Annotated in this window: 21 protein-coding genes; 14 read left to right on the forward strand and 7 right to left on the reverse strand. The window is 67.5% G+C overall.

The genetic code is table 11. The features are described 5' to 3' along the window. Positions 1–29 precede the first annotated feature (29 nt). The gene (locus ON40_RS08585; RefSeq protein ID WP_063712966.1) at positions 30–1,445 is read left to right on the forward strand and encodes a wax ester/triacylglycerol synthase domain-containing protein; all 1,416 of its coding nucleotides are present in this window, start codon (positions 30–32) and stop codon (positions 1,443–1,445) included. On the opposite strand, the gene ON40_RS08590 is transcribed toward ON40_RS08585, so the two are convergent. Then, entirely contained in the window at positions 1,405–3,495 is a 2,091-nt protein-coding gene (locus tag ON40_RS08590; RefSeq protein ID WP_245567718.1) for a glycoside hydrolase family 15 protein, read from the reverse strand. The two genes, ON40_RS08585 and ON40_RS08590, sit on opposite strands and share 41 nt — an antisense overlap. Positions 3,496–3,622: 127 nt before the next feature. Then, entirely contained in the window at positions 3,623–3,970 is a 348-nt protein-coding gene (locus ON40_RS47985; RefSeq protein WP_051192848.1) for a hypothetical protein, read from the reverse strand. A 98-nt stretch (positions 3,971–4,068) separates the two neighbouring features. Between ON40_RS47985 and ON40_RS08600 the strand changes: the two genes are divergently transcribed. Then, complete coding sequence (locus ON40_RS08600; protein ID WP_051192849.1) at positions 4,069–4,332, forward strand: hypothetical protein; 264 nt, start codon at positions 4,069–4,071, stop codon at positions 4,330–4,332. Between the two features lie 229 nt (positions 4,333–4,561). On the opposite strand, the gene ON40_RS08605 is transcribed toward ON40_RS08600, so the two are convergent. Then, entirely contained in the window at positions 4,562–5,647 is a 1,086-nt protein-coding gene (locus tag ON40_RS08605; protein ID WP_051192850.1) for a M48 family metallopeptidase, read from the reverse strand. Between the two features lie 75 nt (positions 5,648–5,722). Between ON40_RS08605 and ON40_RS55985 the strand changes: the two genes are divergently transcribed. From ON40_RS55985 to ON40_RS08660, 12 genes are all read left to right on the forward strand, one after another. Next, on the forward strand, positions 5,723–5,797 hold the full coding sequence (locus ON40_RS55985; protein WP_372460164.1) for an Ms4533A family Cys-rich leader peptide: 75 nt from the start codon (positions 5,723–5,725) through the stop codon (positions 5,795–5,797). A 182-nt stretch (positions 5,798–5,979) separates the two neighbouring features. Further along, complete coding sequence (locus ON40_RS08610) at positions 5,980–7,026, forward strand: sulfate ABC transporter substrate-binding protein (RefSeq protein ID WP_051192851.1); 1,047 nt, start codon at positions 5,980–5,982, stop codon at positions 7,024–7,026. Next, entirely contained in the window at positions 7,026–7,880 is an 855-nt protein-coding gene (cysT, locus tag ON40_RS08615) for a sulfate ABC transporter permease subunit CysT (protein WP_245567719.1), read from the forward strand. Before ON40_RS08610 ends, cysT begins: the two co-directional genes overlap by 1 nt. After that, positions 7,877–8,686: a sulfate ABC transporter permease subunit CysW gene (cysW, locus tag ON40_RS08620; RefSeq protein ID WP_040820438.1), complete on the forward strand. Its 810-nt coding sequence runs from the start codon at positions 7,877–7,879 to the stop codon at positions 8,684–8,686. Before cysT ends, cysW begins: the two co-directional genes overlap by 4 nt. A 32-nt stretch (positions 8,687–8,718) precedes the next feature. After that, positions 8,719–9,717, forward strand: coding sequence for a sulfate/molybdate ABC transporter ATP-binding protein (locus ON40_RS08625; protein ID WP_040820737.1), 999 nt, complete (start codon positions 8,719–8,721; stop codon positions 9,715–9,717). A gap of 225 nt (positions 9,718–9,942) precedes the next feature. Then, positions 9,943–11,046, forward strand: coding sequence for an Hsp70 family protein (locus tag ON40_RS08630; protein WP_051192852.1), 1,104 nt, complete (start codon positions 9,943–9,945; stop codon positions 11,044–11,046). Between the two features lie 76 nt (positions 11,047–11,122). Beyond that, entirely contained in the window at positions 11,123–12,148 is a 1,026-nt protein-coding gene (locus tag ON40_RS08635; protein ID WP_040820441.1) for an AurF N-oxygenase family protein, read from the forward strand. Between the two features lie 13 nt (positions 12,149–12,161). Next, positions 12,162–13,751: an FAD-dependent oxidoreductase gene (locus ON40_RS08640; RefSeq protein WP_040820443.1), complete on the forward strand. Its 1,590-nt coding sequence runs from the start codon at positions 12,162–12,164 to the stop codon at positions 13,749–13,751. Positions 13,752–14,383: 632 nt separating this feature from the next. Further along, on the forward strand, positions 14,384–16,681 hold the full coding sequence (locus ON40_RS47990; protein WP_157186234.1) for an Hsp70 family protein: 2,298 nt from the start codon (positions 14,384–14,386) through the stop codon (positions 16,679–16,681). A 201-nt stretch (positions 16,682–16,882) separates the two neighbouring features. Next, entirely contained in the window at positions 16,883–17,344 is a 462-nt protein-coding gene (locus ON40_RS08650) for a nuclear transport factor 2 family protein (protein WP_040820445.1), read from the forward strand. 404 nt (positions 17,345–17,748) lie between these two features. Continuing rightward, entirely contained in the window at positions 17,749–18,453 is a 705-nt protein-coding gene (locus tag ON40_RS08655; RefSeq protein WP_040820447.1) for a TIGR00266 family protein, read from the forward strand. Positions 18,454–18,502: 49 nt separating this feature from the next. After that, positions 18,503–19,303 (forward strand): HAD family hydrolase, encoded by an 801-nt coding sequence (locus ON40_RS08660; RefSeq protein ID WP_245567720.1) that lies wholly within the window; start codon positions 18,503–18,505, stop codon positions 19,301–19,303. 60 nt (positions 19,304–19,363) lie between these two features. Here ON40_RS08660 and ON40_RS08665 read toward each other — a convergent pair whose 3' ends face one another. From ON40_RS08665 to ON40_RS08680, 4 genes are read right to left on the reverse strand one after another with little or no spacing between them, the layout of a single operon-like run. Next, positions 19,364–20,215: a sirohydrochlorin chelatase gene (locus ON40_RS08665; protein ID WP_083895499.1), complete on the reverse strand. Its 852-nt coding sequence runs from the start codon at positions 20,213–20,215 to the stop codon at positions 19,364–19,366. Then, positions 20,215–21,510, reverse strand: coding sequence for a sulfate adenylyltransferase subunit 1 (locus ON40_RS08670; protein ID WP_040820450.1), 1,296 nt, complete (start codon positions 21,508–21,510; stop codon positions 20,215–20,217). The genes ON40_RS08665 and ON40_RS08670 overlap by 1 nt, the downstream gene beginning before the upstream one ends. Continuing rightward, positions 21,510–22,493 (reverse strand): sulfate adenylyltransferase subunit CysD, encoded by a 984-nt coding sequence (gene cysD / locus ON40_RS08675; protein WP_373281875.1) that lies wholly within the window; start codon positions 22,491–22,493, stop codon positions 21,510–21,512. Before cysD ends, ON40_RS08670 begins: the two co-directional genes overlap by 1 nt. Further along, a complete protein-coding gene (locus tag ON40_RS08680; RefSeq protein ID WP_040820454.1) occupies positions 22,472–23,188 on the reverse strand; it encodes a phosphoadenylyl-sulfate reductase in 717 nt (238 codons plus the stop codon). Before ON40_RS08680 ends, cysD begins: the two co-directional genes overlap by 22 nt. Positions 23,189–23,203: the final 15 nt, after the last annotated feature.

Here is a 23,203-nt window from a genome sequence, read left to right on the forward strand (position 1 = left end):
CGATCGAGGTGGATAGCGTCGGTTGCACGATGACGACCGATCCACGCGAATCCCATCTGACCCAGTCGGACTTGTTCTCCTGGACCATGGAGCGTGACGCGATCCTGCGCTCGACGGTCGTGTCGATCCTGCTCCTGGACACCGCTCCGGAGGTGGATCGGTTGCTCCGGACGGTGGATCGCGCGTCGCGAGTGGCGCCGAGATTCCGGGACAGGCTGGTCGCGATGCCGATCGGTCTGGCTCCGCCACGGTGGACACGGGATACCGACTTCGACCTGTCCTGGCATGTGCGGCACATCGTGCTGCCCGCGTCGACGGAGATGTCCTCGGTGTTGGAGTTCGCGCGCTACGAGGCGATGACCGCCTTCGATCCGGTGCGGCCGCTGTGGCAGTTGACCCTGCTGACCGGCCTGACCGACGGTGCGGCGGCGCTGGTTCTGAAGTTTCATCATTCGCTGAGCGACGGCGTGGGTGGCATCCAGCTGGCGAACGAGATCCTCGATTTCACTCGGTCCGCGGCCGATCGTGGTCCGGCGCCCGTGCAGCCCTACGAGCAGCGCGGCGAGTTGGCCGCCATCCTGGCCTGGAACCGGGCCGTCGGTTCGGCGCTGGCTCTCGGCGGTATGTCGCACCTGTTACCGCTGGCCCGGCGGGCGGTGCGAGATCCGATCCGCACCATCCGGGACGGCGCGGCGATGGCCGCATCCTTCGCACATCTGGTGTGGCCGGTGACCGATACCTGGTCTCCGGTGATGACGCGGCGTGGCCTCGGGCGGCGCTTCGCGACGCTCGACGTGCCGGTCGCGCAACTGCGCGAGGCGGCGCACGCCACCGGTTGCACGCTCAACGACGCCTTCCTGGCCGCGATCATGCTGGGTCTGCGCGCCTACCACGCACGTCATGGCGCGGCCATCGATCGGCTTCGCGTGACGATGCCGATCAGCCTGCGCAAGCCCGACGACCCGGTCGGCGGCAATCGCCTCACGCTGGCCAGGCTCGCGCTCCCGGCCGACACCGCCGACCCCGCGGATCTGATGCGGACGCTGCACGCAGCGGTGCTGGAGTGTCGTCGCGAACCCGCCATGCCGTATTCGGCAGCCGCGGCGGCCGTGCTGAATCGGTTACCCGTCGGCATGGTCGGGGCCATGTTGAAGCATGTGGACTTCGTTGCCTCGAACGTCCCGGGCTCGCCGATGCCGATGTACATCGCCGGTGCGGAAATCGAGCGGATGTACGCCTTCGGCCCGACACTCGGCACGGCATTCAACGTGATCCTGATTTCCCATGCGGGGAACTGCTGCGTGGGAATCAACGCCGATACCGCCGCCGTGCCGGACCTGGCCGTCCTACAGGAATGTCTCGCCGATGGCTTCCGCGCGCTGGCTCACCTCGACGACGAACCCCTCACCCCGCGGGGTGCGCGGGGCGGAATTTGCCTGCGCTGATGGACTGTTCGGCTCGGATGACGTGGGTCAGTGCGTTGATCAGGGCCAGGTGGGTGAACGCCTGGGGGTAGTTGCCCAGGTGACGTCCGGTCCGCGGGTCGATCTCCTCGGCGTACAGCTCGAGCGGGCTGGCGTAGCCGAGCAGCCGCTCGCACAGATGCCGGGCGCGCTGCACCTCACCGATCTCCACCAGCGCCGAGACCAGCCAGAACGAGCAGATCGTGAAGGTGCCCTCCACACCGGACAGGCCGTCGTCGGTGGTGTCGGTGCGATAGCGCAGCACCAGGCCCTGTTCGGTGAGGTTGTCGGCGATGGCCAGCACGGTCTTGCACACCCGCGGATCGTCCGCGGGCAGGAAGCGCAGCAGCGGCACCAGCAGCAGGGAGGCGTCCAGGGTGTTGCCGCCGTAGGTCTGGGTGAAGACGCCGTCCTCGTTGACGCCGTTGTCGAGGATGTCCGCGTGGATCTCCCTGGCCAGCTCGGCCCATTTCCTGGCGTAGTCGGTCTCGCCGTGCATCTCGGCCAGATGCGCGCCGCGGTCCAGCGCGACCCAGCACATCACCTTGGAGGAGGTGAAGTGTTGCGGTTCGCCGCGGACCTCCCAGATGCCGCGATCGGGTTCGCGCCAGTGCTCGATCGCGGCCTGCACCTGTTTCTCCAGCATGGGCCAGAGCGTTTCGGGCACCTGCTGGCGGGAGCGCACGTGCAGATACACCGAATCCAGGATGGTGCCCCAGATGTCGTGCTGGTCCTGGTTGTACGCCCCGTTGCCGATGCGGACCGGTTGGGCGCCGTCGTAGCCGTGCAGATGGCCCAGCTCGTATTCGGTGATGGTGCGTTCTCCGCCGATGCCGTACAGCACCTGCAGCGGGAGCGTATCGCCGTTGCCGTCGGTGGCCGCGTCGTGCAGGAAGGCGAAGAAGTCGTCGGCCTCGCGGTTCATCCCCAGGGTGTACAGACCCCACAGCGCGAAGGTGGAATCGCGCACCCAGGCGTAGCGGTAGTCCCAATTGCGTTCTCCACCAGGGGTTTCCGGTAGCGAGGTGGTGGCCGCGGCGAGCAGTGCGCCGGTCGGGGCGTAGGTGAGGCCCTTGAGGGTCAGCGCGCTGCGCTGCAGATATCCGCGCCACGGGTGGTCGGGGAATTTGCCCAGGGTGATCCACTGCCGCCAGCATTCGGTGGTCGCCCACATCTTCTCCGCCGCTTCGGCATAGCTGCGGGGTGCGGGCAGTTCGGACCAGGACAGCGCGACGTAGACCTCGTCACCCTCCTTCATCCGGGTGCGGGCGCGGGCCTCGCGTCCCTCGATGCCGATGCGCAGATCGGTGGTGAGGGTCAGGCTGGTGCAGTCGGCCTCGCCCTCGCAGGTCGCGGTGGCCTGCTCGTAGACCTTCCCGGTGTACTCCCAGCGGGCCGGGGCCCGGTGGTAGTCGAAGGCCGGTTCGCAGCTGACCTCGAGCTCGACCACGCCGTTGACGCATTTCACCGTGCGCAGCAGCATGTGCTCGGCGTCCCAGTCCATCGGCGTGCGGCGATGCGTGCGGCTGCGCCTGTCGTTGTTGTGCCATGCGCCCAACACCAGCGCATCGCGCACGATCAGCCAGCCGGTGTCGGTCTGCCAGGTCGTCTCCACGATCATGCCGCCGGGCAGATAGCGGCGGGCCGCGGGCACGTTCACCCCGTACGGGCCGATCCGGAAATGTCCGGCGCTGCGGTCCAGCATCGCGCCGAAGACGCTCGGCGAATCCGGTCGCGGCAGGCACATCCACTCCACCGCTCCGTTGCGGGCGATCAGGCAGTTCGCTTCGCAGTCGGACAGGAAGGCGTAGTCGTCGATGGGCGGATAGGCGGATTTGTGCGTCACACCCGTCGAGCTGGGCAGATATCCGGCGTTGAGCTGATCGTCCGCGACATCGCCGAGCGCATCGCGGCGCACCGCGGGATCGCCGTGGTGCGCGGGCACGGTGTCGTCGGGAACGGGCTGCGGCGGGAGGTCCGCCTCGCTGACGTCGTCGGGTGCGTCGCTCAGCGGTTCGTCGTATGACGTCATAGGGACATCATCGGCCCGCTACCGCGCTGCCGTCCAGCAATGCGCGCTGTCTACCGGGTGAGCAGCCAGGCGACGATCACGAGCACGATCAGTGCGATGAGGGCCAGTTGGACTCGCGAGCGGGGCATCACACCGTTTCCTTCTGCCGCACGTCCGAGGGCCGGGGCAACGGGGGTCCGTACTCCAATGGCTGTGGTCCGTATTCCAGCGGGTGCGGTCCGTATTCCGCTGACTCGGGATCCGCCTCGCTGGGGACGGCAGGATCCTCGGCATCGATCGGCGGCGTCGGTTCGGGTTCGGCCACACGGTCGCGGCCGAGCATGCGCAGCCCCTCGCGCAGGAGACCGTCGAGCAGGTAGGCGATGAGGAAACTGATCGGGACCATCCCGATCAGCACCACCGCGAACTGCGGTAGGAACGGCAGGCCGGCGACCCACAGTTCGAACCCGTCCCACCATCCAGCAATGCGATGCACAGAGTCAGCCTAGCCCGCGTACCGGTGCGACGGGAGTACGCCTCTGCCCTGGCACGAACGCCCTGCCGCTGTCGGTAGCCCGGGGTACGCTCTCGCCCATGTCAACCGATGAGGATTTCGCTGAGCTCACCCAGCTGCTCGACACCGAGGAGCTCGAGGAGGGCCCCCGACTGATCGCCACCCATTACGCCTCTCCTGACGAGGCGATCGAGATGGTGCGTGCTGCCCAGCTGCTCGGCCTGGGGGTTCGGCTGCACAACCGCCTGCGGATCGAGGAGGCCGACGAGGACGGCGAAGAGTCGGCCTCCGAGGAATGGATCCTGGATCTGCTCGAGAGCCCCCCCGAGGTCGAAGAGGACTAGAGGTTTTGCGGCTCGTCCGACCGCCTGAATATGCGGAGTGGTCGAGCCGCAACCGCCGAGTCACACCCCGCCCACCTCGTTCCACCCGCCCCGGACAACGCCAACGCCGGTTTGCGGCGCGGCTTGCCGCCCGGACGCGTGGCGGGTGCGAGGAACGAGTGCCCGACACGGGGCCGGGCGGTGAGCCTTCGGGCGCCGCAAACCCGCCGGAGCGAAGCGGCGGCCAAAATTACAGCCCGAGCTTCTTGCCGATCTTCGAGACGGTCTCGCCGACCTCCTGTCCCACGGTGCTCACCGCGCTCCCGACATCGCGGCCGAGGTTGCGCACCGTGCGGATCAGGGGGTCTTCCGAGGCGTCGAAACTTTCCCGATAGGTGCGGGCGGCCGCGCGGATCTCGTCGCTGATCCGGGTGTTCTTGTCCTGCTCGCGTAGCGGATAACGGCCGTCCAAGATCCGGTCGTACTCGCCGCCGGTGATCCAGCGGCGCAGTTCTGCCGCGCGCAGCACCGAGAAGGGGTGCGTCTGCAGTTCCATGTTCAGCAGTTTGAGCACGCCGTCGCGCAGATCGCCGGTGCGGTCGTAGTCGTCGGCCTGCTGCAGGAATGCGGCATGACTCATCTCACTCACCATCGCGCCACCGGCCAATTTCATGTGCACCTGCACCGAGGCTTCCACATCCTGTCCGCACAGCAGTCCGGCCCGGTCGCCCGAGAGTTCGGATTTGCGGCTCCACTCCATCAGCGCGGCGATGATCGCGCGCAGCGCCCAGCCGCCGATCGGCATCCAGCCGAACGAGGACGCCAGGTTCAGCAGGTGCATCAGCATGGTCCGATAGACCGCGTGCCCGGACATCGCGTGCCCGAGTTCGTGCCCGACGACGAACCGCAACTCCTCCACGTCGAGTAGTTCGACCAGTCCGGTGGTCAGCACGATGAACGGCTCGTCCATGCCGATGGTGAAGGCGTTCGCGACCGGATCCTGCAGCACGAACATCTCCGGAGCGACTGGTGCGTCCAGGATGCGCACCGCATCGGTCCGCAGGTCGTGCAGTGTCTTGAACTGCCGCTCGTCCACCCGGACCGCGGTCGCCAGATACATCAGCCGATGCTGGCGCTCCCGCAGCAGGCCGGACAGGGTGCGCAGCACGGTGTCGAATCCGGCGAAGGTGCGCATCGCCACCAGTGCGGTGCGGTCCGCCGGATGCTCCCACGCACGTGTGCTGATACCGGGAAAAGTGCGGCGGACGCGGTCCGGAGCGGCGGATTCGCCCGTCGTCCGGCCGCCGTCGGTGGACTCGCTCGGCGTTGCGGTCACAGATGCCCCCTGGGGTTCGTTGGGTCGCGGTGATTCGTCCCGTTCTGCTACAGTCTGCCCGTGTCATCGAGTGCAATGCCGAAGGTCCGCCATGAATTGGCGTTGATCGCGGTCGGTTGCCTCGTGGTCGCGGATATCTACTGTCGCTGATAGGGCGGACACTACTGCGCGCCTAGACTGGCCGCGATCGAATTTCCAGATGTGTCCGTATTCGCCAGGCCCCTTCGGGCCTCGTCGCGGCGTTGCCGGAATCTCTTGCAGGGCAACGGAAGCGGCATCTCGATCCCTCACCCGCAGTCCAGGCGGGCAGGCAGGAAAGGTCCACATCCGAAATGTCTCCCAGCAAGGGGCCCGGCCCCCGGCGATTCCCGGCTGCCGCCGTGGTCGTGCTCGTGGTGGCGCTGCTGAGCGCCTGTAGCGGTGGTACCAGCGACGTGCCCGGCAGCAAGGGCGGTAGCGGAGGCAACGGCGCGCTGACGCTGTTCGCCTATTCGACCGCCAAACCCGCCTTCGACAAGGCGGTGGCCGCGTTCAACAAGACCGCCGCCGGCGCGGGCGTGCAGGTGCAGCAGTCCTACGGCGCCTCGGGAGATCAGTCCCGCAAGGTCGCCGCGGGCGCGGTGGCCGATGTGGTGAACTTCTCCGTCGAACCGGACGTCACCCGGCTGGTCACCGCGGGCCTGGTCGATTCGAAGTGGAATGCCGACGCGGACAAGGGAATTCCGTTCGGCTCGGTGGTGGCGATCGTGGTCCGCAAGGGCAATCCGAAGGGCATCCACGACTGGAACGATCTGCTGAAGCCGGGTGTGCAGGTGGTGACCCCGAACCCGTTCAGTTCCGGGTCCGCGAAATGGAATCTGCTCGCCCCGTACGCCGCTGAGAGCGAGGGCGGGAAGAATCCGCAGGCCGGGCTGGACTACCTGGGCAAGCTGATCACCAAGGATCACATCAAGGTGCAGCCCAAATCCGGTCGCGAGGCGACCGAGACCTTCCTGCAGGGCACCGGTGACGTGCTGATCAGCTACGAGAACGAGGCGATCCTCGCCCAGCGCGAGGGTGATCCGGTCGAGTACATGATCCCGCCGATCACGTTCAAGATCGAGAATCCGGTGGCCGTCGTCAAGAACGCCCGCAACCTGGACAAGGCCGTGGCGTTCAAGGACTTCCTCTACACCCCGGCGGGCCAGCGCGCGATCGCCAATGCCGGATTCCGGCCGGTCGATCCCCAGGTCGCCGCGGAGTACGGCAAGGACTTCCCCAAGCCCGAGAAGAAGTTGTGGACCATTACGGACCTCGGGGGCTGGAAGACGGTGGACAAGCAACTGTTCACGCCGAACACCGGCAGTGTGGCGATCATCTACGACAAGGCGACGAAATAGTGACCGAGATCGAAACCGCGGCTTCGGTGCGTACGCCGAGTCGTAGATCATGGCTGCGGGTGACCGGATCGGTCGGCCCGCTCGGCATCGCCACGGCAGTGCTGTGGCTCAGCGTGATCGTCCTGCTTCCGTTGGCGGCGTTGGCATTTCACGCATTCGACAACGGCTGGTCCGGATTCTGGTCCGCGGCCACCGCACCCGCGGCGCTGGACGCGCTGAAGGTGACCGTCCTGCTGTCGGTGCTGGTGGCGCTGCTCAACGTGGTGATGGGCACGCTGGTGGCCTGGGTGCTGGTGCGCGACGAGTTTCCGGGCAAGTCGATCGTGAACTCGCTGATCGACCTGCCGTTCGCCCTGCCCACCATCGTCGCCAGCATCGTGATGCTGGCGCTGTACGGACCGGACAGCCCGATCGGCATCCACCTCAACGCCACCCAGCCCGGCGTCATCATCGCCCTGGCCTTCGTGACGCTGCCGTTCGTGGTGCGGGCCGTGCAGCCGGTGCTGCTGGAATCGGATCATTCGGTGGAACAGGCCGCGGCCTCGCTGGGCGCGAGCAACTGGACCACCTTCCGCACCATCGTGCTGCCGTCGCTGGTTCCGGCGATCGTGTCGGGTGGGGGCCTGGCCTTCGCCCGCGCCATCGGCGAATTCGGTTCGGTGGTGCTGATCGGCGGGAACATCCCCGGCCACACGCAGGTGGCCTCGCAGTACATCCAGCAGCAGATCGAGGTGGACCGGCCGGTCAGTGCGGCCGCGGTTTCCGTTGCGCTGCTGGTTATTTCATTCGTGACGTTGTTGGTGCTGCGGCTGTTCGCCGACCGCACCGCGCGCAAGGAGCTGGCGAGCCGATGAAACTCTCACCGCTGAGCCGCATTTCGCTGCGCGTGGTAGCGCTGATCTATCTGTTCGCGCTGCTGGTGGCGCCGTTGGTGATCATCCTGTGGCGCAGTTTCGCCCAGGGGCTGGGCCAGTTCTACGACTGGATCTCCACGCCCGCGGCGATCTCCGCGTTCAACATCACGATGATCATCCTGCTGATCGTGGTCCCGCTCAACGTCCTGTTCGGCATCGTCACCGCGATCGCGCTGGTGCGCGGAAACTTCCCGGGCCGCAGCCTGCTTCAGGGTGTGGTGGATCTGCCCTTCGCGGTTTCGCCTGTGGTGGTTGGTGTTTCGCTGATCATGCTGTGGGGGGTTACCGGATGGTTCGGCGGCATCGAACATCTCGGCTTCCGGGTGATCTTCGGGCTGCCCGGAATGGTGATCGCCACCCTGTTCGTGACCCTGCCGTACGTGGTGCGCGAGGTGGAGCCGGTACTGCACGAGATCGGTGACGATCAGGAACAGGCCGCGACCACGCTGGGCGCCTCGCGCTGGCAGACGTTCTGGCGGATCACCCTGCCCGCGATCCGCTGGGGCCTGACCTACGGCATCGTGCTGACCGTGGCCCGCTCGCTCGGCGAATTCGGCGCGGTGATCATGGTCTCCACGGGCCTGCCCGGTGGCGGTCAGACACTGACGCTGCTGGTGAACGCGCGATACATGGACGACCGCAACATCTTCGGCTCCTACTGCGCGGCGACGCTGCTGATGGCCATGGGGTTGGTCACCCTCCTTCTGATGACCCTTCTCGAACGCAAGCGGGGCACCGCGAAATGACGACCTCGACAAACCCCGCCGGAGGCGAGCACATGATCACCGTTGCGAATGCGAAGAAGAATTACGGCACCTTCGCCGCACTCGACGATGTCAGCATCGACATTCCCGCGGGCGAGCTGACCGCCCTGCTGGGCCCCTCGGGCTCGGGCAAATCGACGCTGCTGCGCTCGATCGCCGGATTGGAATCGCTGGATTCGGGTGTGGTCACCATCTCGGGCCGCGATGTCACCCGGGTCTCGCCGCAGAAGCGCGATATCGGCTTCGTCTTCCAGCATTACGCGGCGTTCAAACATATGACGGTGCGCGACAACGTCGCCTTCGGTCTGAAGATCCGCAAGCGGCCCCGCAACGAGATCGCCAAGCGGGTGGACGAACTGCTCGGCATCGTCGGCCTGGACGGTTTCCAGCACCGGTATCCGTCGCAGTTGTCCGGAGGTCAGCGTCAGCGCATGGCCCTGGCCCGCGCGCTGGCGGTCGATCCGCAGGTGCTGCTGCTGGACGAACCGTTCGGCGCGCTGGATGCCAAGGTGCGCACCGATCTGCGGACCTGGCTGCGTCGCCTGCACGAGGAGGTCCACGTGACCACGGTGCTGGTGACGCACGATCAGGAGGAGGCCCTGGACGTCGCGGACCGGATCGCGGTGATGAACTCGGGGCGCATCGAGCAGATCGGTACTCCCGAGGACGTCTACGACCGTCCGGCGAACGAGTTCGTCATGTCCTTCCTGGGCGCGGTAGCAAAGTTGAACGGACATCTGGTGCGTCCGCACGACATCCGGATCGGCCGTGATCCGGAGATGACGTTGGCCTCGCACGAGGGCACCGCGGAATCGGCGGGCGTCACCCGCGCCACGGTGGAGCGGGTGGTGGTGCTCGGCTTCGAGGTGCGGCTGGAGTTGCGCAACGCCGCCACCGGCGATCTGTTCACCGCACAGGTCACCCGCGGTGACGCCGAGGCGTTGCACCTGAGCGACGGTGAGACCGTGTACGCCCGCGCGACCCGGATTCCGGAGTTGCCGGCGGGAGTCTGAGTGCGGCGGCGGGCGAGTCGCAACGGCGATTCGCCCGGTTCGCCGATAGACGCGCGGACGGTCGATCCGCACGGTTTGCCCACTTCTGAGCGGTGTGTGCAGGAGATGTCACGAGCGGACAACCACGTGTCCGGTGGTTGTCAGCGCCGGGTTGCGGATGATTGCCTGGGACTCGTTCGGATCACGATTGCATAAACGCTGTTCGTCGATCGAGGATGGGTGTAGATGACGGTTGGGCTCGGAATCAGCATCGGAACGGTCAATACGGTGTGCGCCGTGGCGGGGGAAAGTGGCCGAGCCGCGCATCGGAACAAGAGAAAGGGCGTGCCCACGGCGTGGCGTACGACCCTGACGTTCGACAGTGCCGGCGTCGCACGCGTCGGCCGGATTCCCAAACACGGTCGTGCGCTGGCCGAATTCGCTGATCTGAGTCAGCGTTCCACGCCGACCGCGCGGGTCGGCAACCGCACGCTGACCGCGGCGGATCTGGTGGCGACCGTCGCGCAGGGCGTGATCGCCGAGACGCTGGGCGCGGAGCCGGACGAGGATGTCGCGCTGGCGATGACACATCCGGTCGGTTATTCGGACGAGCAGGTCGGCGAGCTACGTGCGGCCCTCGAGACGGTGGGCCTCGCGCGGGCCGAGCTGATCTGTGAGCCGGTCGCGGCGGCGGCCTGGTTCGAGGCCACCCAGGTCCCGGTCACGCCGGGCCTGATGCTCGTCTACGACCTGGGTGGTTCGGGGCTGACCGTGACTATGGTCCGCGTGGGCGCGGGTGCGCCGGACAATCGCATGGTCGGCACGTCGGTGCGCTCGAGCGAGTACGGCGGCCGAGGCTTCGGGGCGCTGATGACCAAGCGGGCGAGCCGCCTGGCCTCGCCGCGTTCGCTCACCGATTCCGATGTCGCGATCTCGGCGCTGCGTTCGATCCATGTGCTGCGTTCGGTGGATCTGGTCTACAAATGCCTCCGCACGGCCGATGTCACCATGGCCGATGTGGATCGGGTCCTGGTGATCGGCGGTGCTGCTCGTCCGCGCGAGGTCGCGCAGGTGCTCGGTGAGGAACTCGCGCGTCCGGTGATCGTGGCGGCGGATCCGGAGCGCACGATCGCCGAGGGTGCGGCGATCCTGGCGCAGCGCGCGGCCGAAGCGGCGCACGGGACGGTCGAACGTCGCCGGCTCCGCTCGGCGTGGTCGCAGCGGCGGCTGGTGCGCGTCGCGGCGGCGGTGCTGATCGCCGGCGGCGGCGCGATGGCCGGCGTCGTGGTGCCCGAGGCTGCGGTGGCGGCCGGATCGGTCCAGGCGGGGCTGGTGCCGCTGGATCGATGACCTGCAGCGGTTGACGTGACCTCTGGTTGGTGTAACTATTGGAAACAGTTACCCAACGAGTGGAGAGGCTGTGACGATGACGTCCGTTGCCACGACGCCTGGTGTCGACCACGTCGAGCCCGAGGATCCGATCGTCCGCGAAGCACGCGAGTACGCGGCCAAGCTGACCCTGCTGTCGGAAGGTTCGGTCAACCGCCACTTCGATCCTTTCGAGGACATCGACTGGGAAAACCCTGATTTCCATCCGGATGCCGTCCCCGAGCGGTGGATTCTGCCCGTTTCGGCGGACCCGCTCGGGCGGCACCCGTGGTATCTGTCGCAGTCCAAGGAGCGGCAGATCGAGATCGGCAAGTACCGCCAGGCCAACGTCGCCAAGGTCGGTCTGCAGTTCGAGTCGATCCTGATCAGCGGCATGGTGAACCACACCTTCGCGCTGCCCAACGGCGATCCGGAGTTCCGGTACTGCACGCACGAGATGACCGAAGAGCTCAACCACACCCAGATGTTCCAGGAGATGGTGAACCGCATCGGCGCGGACGTACCGGGCATGGGCCCGTTCGTGCGCAAGCTGCGGTATCTGGGCGTTCCGGTGGCCACGCTGACCCCGAACCTGTTCTTCATGGCCGTGCTCGCCGGCGAGGAGCCGATCGATCACATCCAGAAGGCGATCCTGCGTTCGGGCGAGGAGGTGCACCCGATCATGCGCGGGGTCATGTCGATCCACGTCGCCGAGGAGGCGCGGCACATCTCCTTCGCGCACGAATTCCTCGAGCATCATGTGCCCGAGCAGAAGTCGTTCAACAAGTTCGTGCTGTCGCTGGCCATGCCGCTGATCATGTGGATTCTGGGCCGGTCGATCGCCACGCCGCCGAAGTCCTTCTTCGACGAGTTCGACATTCCCGAAGAGGTCCGCAAGGAGCTGTTCTACGGCTCGAAGGAGGCCCGGAAGGTCTTCGCCGATTACTTCGTCGACGTGCGTGCGCTGGCCAAGGAGATCGGCCTGATGAATCCGGTCGCCAGGCGGATGTGGAAGATGCTGCGCATCGACGGCCCGAGCAGCCGCTACCGGTCGGAGCCGCTGCGCGTGGCCAAGGCGAGCTGAGGGCGAGCGCACAGTGCCGTACGTCGTCACCCAATCCTGCTGCAGCGACGCGTCCTGCGTCTACGCATGCCCGGTCAACTGCATCCATCCCACTCCGGACGAGCCGGATTTCCTGAGTGCGGAGATGCTGTACGTGGATCCGGCGGCCTGTGTGGACTGCGGGGCGTGCGCTACGGCCTGCCCCGTCGACGCGATCACCTCGACCAAGCGGCTCACGCCCGAGCAGCAGCCCTTCATCGAGATCAATGCCGATTTCTATCGGCAGGTGCGCCCGCGCGCGGTGCTGGCTCGGCCGGTGCCCGCCGCGCGGGTCGAGGGCGGGCCGCTGCGGGTGGCGATCGTGGGTTCGGGTCCCTCGGCGATGTACGCCGCCGACGAACTGCTGACCCAGCCCGATGTCTCGGTGACGGTGATCGATCGTCTGCCGGTGCCGTACGGTCTGGCCCGGTTCGGCGTCGCGCCGGACCACACCAAGACCCGTCGGGTGAGCCGGTTGTACGACGTGATGTCGGAGCAGCCCGGATTCGGCGCCTATCTGAACCTCACTGTGGGACAGGATGTTTCGCACGAGGAGCTGCTCGCGCACAACCACGCGGTGATCTACGCGGTCGGCGCCTCGACCGATCGCAAACTCGGCATTCCCGGTGAGGGCCTGCCGGGCAGCGCGTCGGCGACCGACTTCGTGGCCTGGTACAACGGCCACCCCGATCAGGCCGAGCGCGAATACGATCTGACCCAGCGCCGGGCGGTCATCGTCGGCAACGGCAATGTCGCACTCGACGTCGCGCGGATTCTCACCGCCGATCCCGAGTCGCTGTCCCATACCGATATGTCACCTCGAGCGTTGGACGCGTTGCGGCACAGCAAGATCGAAGAGGTCGTGATCATTGCACGGCGCGGTCCGGCCGAATCCGCCTTCACCGTACCGGAATTCGTGGGACTGCTCGCTGCGGAGGTGGACATCGTCGTGGAAGGCGATGTGCCCGAACCGGTTCCGGGTATGCCGCAGAAGATCGAGCACAAGTTGCGGCTGCTGCGCGGTCTGGCCGATCGTCCGGTGAGCGGGCGCAAGCGGATCGTATTCCGCTACCTGTCCTCGCCGACGGCCCTGGTCGGCACCGACCGGGTCACCGGAATCGAGTTGGCGCACAACGAACTCGCCACCGACGCGGACGGCGCGGTGCGTGCGGTGCCCACCGGCTCCACCGAAACCCTCGACACCGGACTGGTTCTCACCTCGGTCGGCTATCGTGGTGTGCAGCTGCCCGGCCTGCCCTTCGACGATGCGGCCGGGGTCATCCCGAACGACGCCGGGCGGGCGCAGTCGGCTCCCGGCGGCGAGGTCGTTCCGGGCGTCTACGTGACCGGCTGGATCAAGCGCGGTCCGACCGGGTTCATCGGCACCAACAAGTCCTGTGCCCAGGAGACCGTGCGCGGGCTCGTGGAGGACTTCAACACCGGTCGGCTCACCGAACCCGCCCACAGCGGGGGCGATTTCGATGCGCTCGTCTCCGCTCGTCGTCCCTCGGCCATCCGCAGCGGTGCGGCGGCAATGGCAGCGGCGCGGCCCGGGTGGAAGCGCCGTCTGCTGGCGCGAGCCTGAATCCTCGGCCGTTCTGTTCTGCGGCCGAAGTCGTTTCGTTCGGTGTGGGCAGAGGTCGATTCTCGCCTCCCGGGTGAATCGGCTTCTGCCCGGGCCGAGACGTGGTCCGTCGACTGTGTCGTCCGGCATTACGGTTCGGGGCGGTTCTGCGGTCGAATCTCTGCGTGGCACGTCGTCGACGGCTGCTGATGTCGGCGGCGAATGTCGCTGTCCGAGGCCGAATATCGGATACCGGCTGGTCTGTCCGATGTGGTCGTTCTGTCTGAAACGTTCGCCGTTCTTTCGGTGGCAACTATTCGGCCATTCCATATTGCCCAATCGAATGAGGATGCCGGAAAGCTGTTGTGGCACATTCGCAGCGCACCGGTTGGTTTGTGGAGCTAGTTACTGAAAGGTAGCTGGTTTTTGTAGTTGATTGGGCGTGTCGCATATTCCGCCATCCATTTTTCTGACCTGGACGCTGGTCTATCAGGGGATATGCGATGTGGACCGGTGGGTATGAAACCTTTTCCGCCCATTGGGCATCCGCGAACGATATCGACCAGCTAACCTGTGTGCGCTGTTTGGTAAACGACCGCGACCGCGAGGTTCGTCCCCCGGGCCGTGGTCTCGGTGCGTTTGACAGGATGGCAATGACTGTTGGCTTCGGCATGAGCATCGGCACAGTGAACTCCGTGTGGGCAGCCACTGCCGGAGATGCTGACCTCCCCGCCGTGCGGGTTCGCCGCACCGCCGTCACCTTCGACAGCGCCGGTGGTGCGCGAATCGGCGGCCTGCCTCGATTCGCGCCCGTGGTAACGGATTTCGCCGACCTCACGCGTGAGATCGAGCCGGTCATCGTGGGCGGGCGGATCTGGACCTCGGCCGATCTCGTTGCCGCCGTGGCCACCTGCCTGATCGGCGCCACCGAATTCGACGGTGAGCCGGTGATCGCCTATCCCGCTTGCTATTCCGACTCACAGGTGGCCGCGCTGCGGCACGCTCTGGACTGGGCGGGCGCCACAGCGACGCTGTTGATGCCCGAACCGGTCGCGGCCGTCGAGTGGCTCGATGCCGAGTACGGCGTCTCCGATGCCGGTCTCACGCTCGTCTACGACCTCGGCGGCAACTGCCTCGACATCGCGGTCGTGCGCACCGAGGCCGACCGGGAAAAGCGTGGTGTGCTGGGCAAACCGGTGCGCTCCTACGAATACGGCGGGCGGCCGCTGGGTACCACGCTGGCCCGCTACGCCAGGGCGCTCGCGCCCGATGCGTCCTCGCCGGTCTCGAAGGTCGTCCCGGCCGACGACACCGCCCGATTGCGCACCTGGAACATCCGCAATTCCCTTCGGCTGGTGCGGCGTTGCGTCCGCGCGGCCGGGCTCACGATCGGCGATATCGACCGGATTCTGCTGGTCGGCGGCGCGGCGCGCCCGATCGAGGTGGCGCAGGTGATCGCGGAACTCGGGCGTCCGGTGGTGATCTCGCCGGATCCGGCGCACACCGTCGCGGCGGGCGCGGCGCTGGCTTCGTTCCGGATGGCCGACACCGGCGCCGATCTCGGCCGCTACGCGCGCGGTGCGGCGGTATTGTCCAGTGCCGCGGTCGCTTCGGCGCTGGCCATGTCCGCGGCCACCATGCTCGGTGGAGGTCCGATCGGAACCGACGGTCCGGCACTGGAATTCGCGCCCGCCCTCGCGGGGCCCGCGCCCGATCCGGCGCGCGATGTGCAGGTGATCGACGGCACCGATCCCGGGGTGGGATCGATGAGTTCCCCGGTGCTGTCCGATGCCGCGCTGCCGCTGCGGACCCATTCCGGGGCGCAGGCGTACAGCATTGTGGCGCAGACCTTTTCGGCTTCGGCGGGTGATCGGGCGCAACGCGCGCTGAGTGAGCACGGCCCCGGTACGCACTGTAGCCCGCTGGATCGTCTCCAGCTCTCGACTTACGCCAACCCCGCGCAGTTCGTCAACCCGCTGCCGTTCGCGAGCACGTCCGGTTCCATTGTCCCCAGGATCAGCCTGCCGCGTCCGAGCAACAGTTCGGGCGACAGCGTCCCCGGGCATACCTCGGACCACGACAAACTGCCCGGTACCTGGGATCCGGGGGCCCGAGTCACGCCGCCCTCGATCTCGAAGACTTCGCTGACGAATCCCGGTGCGACACGGCCTGGTACCGGCACTCTGCCGCCCATGACGGGACCGCAGTCCGGGACCGGTCTGCCGGACGTGAATTCGTCAGCGGGAGCGCAGAATTCGGCTCCGGGGACTAGTCCCGGAACGGGAGTGCATCCGGGAACGAGTGCACGACCCGGATCCGAGAATCCCGGCACGGTTCCCTCCGGTCCCGGAACGAATCCGGGCAGTGCAACCTCTGCTGGAGACTCCACAACCTCCCATCCCGGAGGGGCCCTGTCTTCGGGTGGCGACACGACATCGACCGGTCCCGCCGGCGGCAACCAGGGCCCGAGCGCGCCCGCCGCTTCCGACGAAGGCGCTGCCGCTGCCTCGCCGGGCTCCGGTAACGGTCTGTCGAGTTCCCCCGGAAGTGTTGCACCCCACAACATGTCGAACTCACCCGGGGCCGCGACCGCCAATTCCTCGAGCGGCGCGACGTCGCACGACGCGTCCAGCTCGCCGGGCGGTGCCACATCGCACAACCCCCTGGGCGGTGCACTGTCGAATGGAACCTCATCGGGGGGTTCTACCTCGAACGGAACCTCCAGCTCGCTGGGTGGTGCCACGTCGCACAACCCCCTGGGCGGTGCCACGTCGCACAACCCCCTGGGTGGTGCGTTGTCGAGCGGGACCTCCAACTCGTTGGGCGGCGCCACCTCGCACAGCACGTCCAGCTCGGCAGGCGGCAACTCCTTCGGCGGCGGCTTCCACGGCGGCATGTCGAGCGGCGGCTCACACGGTGGTTCCTCGGGCGTCGGTGGCGGACACCACTGATGCCATCCGGACCGCCGCGAAATGAGGGGCGGCGGTCCGAATCCGACTCGGCCGCACCCCGTTCGCCTTCCTCCGTCCGATGTCACGCCGGGACAACGGATGCGGGGTAGTGCGGGGTGCGGCGGGGTATCCGGCCGCGGCCCAGCGGCATTACGCCGTAGGTAATCGACGGGACGAACTGCTGCGGGCACGGTGTCGGGTATGAACGATCCCGGGACGAACAACACACGCACTGTCGTCGAAGAATTGCTGCGTCGAATCGGTGTCGGCGATCCGGACGCGATCGCCGCGCTGTACGCCCCGGCCCTCGAGTGGAAACTGAACTGGCCCGACCACGAGCACGGCCGCCCCGCGACCCCGTGGATTCGGCATCGAGCCACCCGTGCCGACGCGGCCGAGCATTTCCGCGAACTCGCCCGCCACCACCTGCCCGAACAGGTCGGCACCGCGATCGAGCTCATCCTGGTCGACGGCCCGGATGCGGTGGTGCTGGGCGAGATTCGGCAGACTGCCCGCCCCACCGGCCGCGCCTACCGCTCCCGCTTCGCGCTGCACCTCACGATCGAGAACGGCCTCATCGTCCGCTACCACGTCTACGAGGACAGCCTCGCCGTCGCTCTGGCATTCGGTTCGCAGGAACCCGAACCCGACAACCTGAATTGAACAGCATGGCGCCACGGCACGGCGGAGACCCGCGTTGCGAAGGCCGGAACTGACGCTCGGCGCCGTACCGGCTCCGGACAACCTCGGCCGACGCGCCGCATCGCTCGCCTGTGGCCCGGCTTCGTAGCGCTGTTCCCGGCCTTCGACCTCTACCAGCGCGCCATCGGCTCCCGCCCGATCCCGGTGATCATCCTCGACCCCCGCTGACCAGCGACCTGGCCCGCTCGACCCGTCGGTCGAAGCTCGTTGGTGCCGCTGGTCGCCGCGGCTAGCCGAGTGCTGAGGTTGCTCAGCCGGGCCGTGCGATTCAGTGACGGAACGATCGCCAGTACCCGTTGATCATCTGTGCGGCAAGAGGATCGGATCTCGGGGTGGTGGGGGCGGGGTGGGCGCACACTGGAGTGATGGAACCGAGGATCATCGGAAGTGTGATGCCGGTGCTCGAGGTCTCGCTCGAGCCGGGGGAGAGTCTGGTCGCCGAGTCGGGGCAGTTGTCGTGGATGACCGAGTCGATTCGGTTGCACACCTCGACGCGGGTGGGGTCGGGTGGGGTTTTCCGGGCAGTGAAACGGGCGCTGGCGGGGGCCGGGTTGTTCATGACCGAGTACACGGCCGCGCGGCATCCGGGGACGGTGGCGTTCGCGGCGAAACTGCCGGGGCAGATCGTGCCGGTGCCGGTGGAGCCGGGGCGGGACTACTTGTTGCATCGGCACGGGTTCCTCTGTGCCACAGGTGATGTCCGGATTTCGCTGAGCTTTCAGCGGCGGCTCGGGGCGGGGATCTTCGGCGGTGCGGGGTTCACGTTGCAGCGGGTGAGTGGATCGGGTCGAATGTGGGCCGAGTTGTCCGGTGAGGTGATCCGATACGACCTGGCACCGGGCGAGCGCCTGCGGGTACATCCCGGACATGTCGGAATGTTCGACGCCACGGTCGGATTCGACATCACGATCCTGCGCGGCATCCGGAACATCCTGTTCGGCGGGGACGGTCTGTTCCTGGCCGCGCTCACCGGTCCGGGCCGAGTGTGGTTGCAGTCGTTGACCGTTGCCAATCTCGCGCATGCGATCACCCCCTATCTGCCACTGCCCGAATTCGAGGATCGGCAGTGATCATCCACGGCGATGAAAGTGCATTCGTGCGATCGGCAAGAATGAGGTGGTGGACGACACTGCCGACAGACCTCGATTGATAGCTCTGGATGTGGACGGAACCCTGCTGCGGACCGGTGAGCCGGTCACCCCGCGGGTGCGTGAGGCGGTGCACGCGGCGGCCGACTCGGGTGCGCACGTCGTCGTGGCGACCGGCCGAACGCTTCTGGCGACCCGGCTCGTGGTGCAGGAGCTGGGACTGGGCGAGGGACGGACGATCTGCTCGAACGGCGCTGTGCAGGCGGATATTTCGACCTGGAAGCCGCGAGATGTGCACACTTTCGATCCCGAGCCTTCCGTCGGCGTCCTACGTGAACTGTTCCCGGACATGGTCCTTTCGGTGGAGAAGGTCGGCATCGGCACCTGGACCACCGGCTACTACCCCGGCAGCTTCCGGCTCGGCGAATTCCGTTTCGTCGAGGACCGCGACCTGAGCCTGGAACCGACCACACGCCTGAACGGCTGGTGGCCCAGCGGTTCGCTCGCCGACATGGTCGAGGTGATGGGCGAGCACGAACTCCCCGGAGCGGGCTGGGTGTCCGGTGAGAACGAGCCCTGGCTCGTCGCCTCCCGCCAGGGCGTATCCAAGGGCTGGGCACTCGAACGCCTGCGCCGCGAACTCGACGTCCCCCTGGCGGCCACCCTGGCCATCGGTGACGGGTACAACGACTGCGAAATGCTTTCCTGGGCAGGGCATTCCGTCGCCATGGGTAATGCCGTGGATGCCGCTCGCGACGTCGCGGACGAGGTCACCGGCTCGGTCCACGAGGACGGCGTCGCCGTGGTCCTGGAGCGCTGGTTCGGCAACTGATCATCGCAGCGTTTCGCCGCACATACCTGCGGAGACACCCGCGGCGTGGCAGGCGCGAAGTTACGCGACGGCGATAGCGGAGTCGGACCGCACCCGCAGGTCGTGTACCGCCGTCGTGTATCGCTGCACAACGACTTTCGCGACGAGCCCGTGACTCCCGAGCGGTTCGGCATGGGTGACGTGTGGCGCGGCGGCCGCGAGCCGATCGGTGAGCAGACCGGGAGCCAGGAACCACGGCGCGACGACGACCCGGGTGCACCCCAGCGCATCCAGCGCTGAGATCGCCTGGGGGAGAGAGGGTTCGGTGGTGGCGAAGCATGCCTCGGTACGCCAGGCGGTGCCCGCGGCGAGCAGGCCGCCCAGGGTGCGGGTGCGGCGGTTGGCCTCGGGGGAGGAGGAACCGACCGCCGCGACGGCCACGCCCACCGTGTCGTCGTCGCGATCGAACCCGGCCGCCAGCACACGTTCGCGCAGGGCGGTGATCAGCAGCGCGTCCGGACCGAGCACGTCGGCCTGGATCAGCCGTAGTCGCGGATGGCGTGCACGCGCCGATGCGAGCATGCCGGGCAGATCGACGCGCGCGTGAAATGCGCTGCCCAACAGCAGTGGCACCACGACGACCTCCCGATGCCCTTGTGCGGCAACGGCATCGATGACCTGTTCGACCGACGGCGTATTCAGATCCAGAAACGCCAACCGGACATCCAGCCCCGGATTCTGCTGTGCCACATCGCCAATCACCGCGGTCATCGTCGCCGCGGACCGAGGATCCCGGCTACCGTGCGCGACCGCGATCAGCGCCGGACCACCGGGCGAACCCGCCCGGTCCCGCGCCACGAGACCGCCGCGAACCCGCCCGGCTCCGGCCCGCAGGCCGAAGCTGTCGAGCGGTTCGCCGCCGTCGTACGACATCAGCTCTCGGTGCCGACCTCGACCGCGGTCAGCACGTCGCCGACCAGGCCCGCGGCCAGGGTGTTGCCGCCGGCGGGGTCGATGAGCAGGAAGCTGCCGGTGTGCCGGTTGACCCGGTAGTCGTCGGCGATGATCGGATCCGCGACGCGCACCGAGATGCGGCCGATATCGTTGAGCGCCAACGACTCCGCTTCGGTGTCCGCGGCCAGATGCTGTTCGTCGAAACGCTCGAGCAGTGCGCCCACGACCGCCTGGGTGGTGCGGGTGCCGTGCTTGAGCAGCAGTCGCGCGCCCGCCCGCAGCGGCTTGTCGCCGAGCCAGCACACGGTGGCGTCGAAGGTGTCGATCGGCTCGGGGGCGTCGGTCGCCGCGGCGATCACATCCCCGCGCGAGACGTCCACGTCATCGGCGAGGATCAGGGTGACGCTGCGTCCCGGCTGCGCCGACTCGAGCTCACCGTCCGCGGTGTCGATCCGCTCGACCGTGGTGCGGGTCCCCGACGGGAGCACCACGACCTCGTCCCCGGGACGCACCACACCGGCGGCGATCTGCCCGGCATAGCCGCGGTAGTCCGGGTACTCCGCGGTGCGCGGCCGGATGACGTACTGCACCGGGAAACGCAGCCCCACCTGGTGCCGTCCGTGCACATCGGCGTCGACCGGAACCGACTCGAGATGCTCGATCAGCGAGGGGCCGTCGTAATAGGGAGTGTTCTCCGAGCGCGAGGCGATGTTGTCACCGTGCAGTGCCGAGACCGGGATCTCGGAGACGTCCTCCCGCGCCCAGCCCAATTTCGTTGTCAGCTGGGTGAACTCGTCGACGATCTTCTCGAAGACGCCCGCGGCGTCGTCGACCAGGTCGATCTTGTTCACGGCCAGAACGAGTTTGGGCACACCCAGCAGCGCCATCACCGCGGCGTGGCGGCGGGTCTGCTCGATGACGCCCTTGCGCGCGTCGACCAGCAGGATCACCAGCTGTGCGGTGGACGCGCCGGAGACCGTGTTGCGGGTGTACTGCACGTGCCCGGGGGTGTCGGCGAGTACGAAAGACCGCTGGGGCGTGGCGAAGTAGCGGTACGCGACATCGATCGTGATGCCCTGTTCGCGTTCGGCGCGCAGGCCGTCCACCAGCAGGGACAGGTCCGGGGTGGACAGGCCCCGGTCGACCGAGGCCCGGGTGACGGCGTCGATCTGATCCGCCAGAACGGATTTCGTGTCGTACAGCAGGCGTCCGACCAAGGTGGACTTACCGTCGTCGACACTGCCGGCGGTGGCCAGTCTCAATAGGTCGGACATCAGAAATAACCCTCTCGTTTACGGTCCTCCATCGCGGCCTCGGACACCCGGTCGTCACCGCGGGTGGCCCCGCGTTCGGTGAGCCGGGAGGCAGCGACCTCGGCGAGGATCGCGGCGTTGTCGGCGGCGTCGGAGATGATCGCGCCGGTGGTGGATCCGTCGCCGACGGTGCGGTAGCGCACCGACTTGGTGACCAGCTCCTCGTCCTCGCGCGGCCCGCCCCAGCTGCCCGGGGTCATCCACATGCCGTCGCGCTGGTAGACCGGGCGCTGATGGGCGTAGTAGATGGTCGCCAGCTCGACGTCCTCGCGGGCGATGTACCGCCAGATGTCCAGCTCGGTCCAGTTGCTCAGCGGGAACACCCGGACGTGCTCACCCGGCGCGTGCCGACCGTTGTAGAGGTTCCACAGTTCGGGCCGCTGCCGCTTGGGGTCCCAGCGCCCGAACGCGTCGCGCAGCGAGAAGATCCGCTCCTTGGCGCGCGAACGCTCCTCGTCGCGACGCCCGCCGCCGAACACCGCGTCGAACCGGTTGTCGGTGATCGCGTCCAGCAGCGGCACCGTCTGCAACGGGTTGCGGATGCCGTCGGGACGCTCGGTCAGCCGCCCGTCGGCGAGGTACTCCTCGACGCTGGCCACATGCAGCCGCAGCCCGTACTTCTGCACCACGTGATCGCGGAAGGCCAGGACCTCGGGCAGATTGTGCCCGGTGTCCACGTGCAGCAGCGCGAACGGCAGCGGCGCGGGCCAGAATGCCTTGAGCGCCAAGTGCAGCAGCACCGTGGAGTCCTTACCGCCGGAGAACAGGATCACCGGCCGCTCGAACTCACCCGCCACCTCGCGGAAGATGTGAATGGCCTCGGACTCCAGCGCGGCCAGAGTGTCGAATTGCGCGGCCGGGGTGCGCAGCGCACGGTCGATGTCGGCGGCGTCCGTCAGTTGGGTATCGGTCGCGGTAGGAGTCATGACTGGTGTAACCCGCATTCGGTCTTGGCGAGGCCGGCCCAGCGGCCGCTTCGCGGATCGGCTCCCGGTTCCGGCTTCCGCGTGCACGGAGCGCAACCGATGGACGGATATCCCTCTTCCACAAGGGGATTGACGAGGATGCCGTGCCGGTCGATGTACTCGGCCATCTCCTCGTCGGACCAGGCGGCGATCGGGTTGATCTTCACCAGGCCGAAGCCCTCGTCGAAGGAGATCAGGGGGGCGTTGGCGCGGGTGGGCGCCTCGACCCGGCGGATGCCGGTCACCCAGGCGTTGTAACCACTCAGGGACTGCTTCAGCGGCACGACCTTGCGCAGGCGGCAGCACTCGTTGGGCTCGCGGGCGAACAGATCCTTGCCCAGCAGCCGATCCTGTTCCGCCACAGAGTGTTCGGGCTGCGCGTTGACGATGTTCACGCCGTACACCGTCTCCACCGCGTCCCGGGTGCCGATGGTCTCGGCGAAGTGGTAGCCGGTGTCCAGGAACAGCACGTCCACTCCGGCGCGGGTCTGCGCGGCCAGATGTACCAGCACCGCGTCCTGCATGTTCGACGCGACGATGTAACCCGGGCCGAAGGTGTCCTCGGTCCACTGCAGCAGATCGGCGGACGAGGCGTCGGGACCGAGCGCGGCCGCGCCGTCCTCGGCGATGCGCCGCAGTTCGTCCTCGGAGAGCTTGTCCAAAGTGGTTGTCATAGCGTCTCTACTCCC

The sequence above is a fragment of the Nocardia jiangxiensis NBRC 101359 genome, from assembly GCF_000308615.1.
Lineage (GTDB): Bacteria > Actinomycetota > Actinomycetes > Mycobacteriales > Mycobacteriaceae > Nocardia > Nocardia jiangxiensis.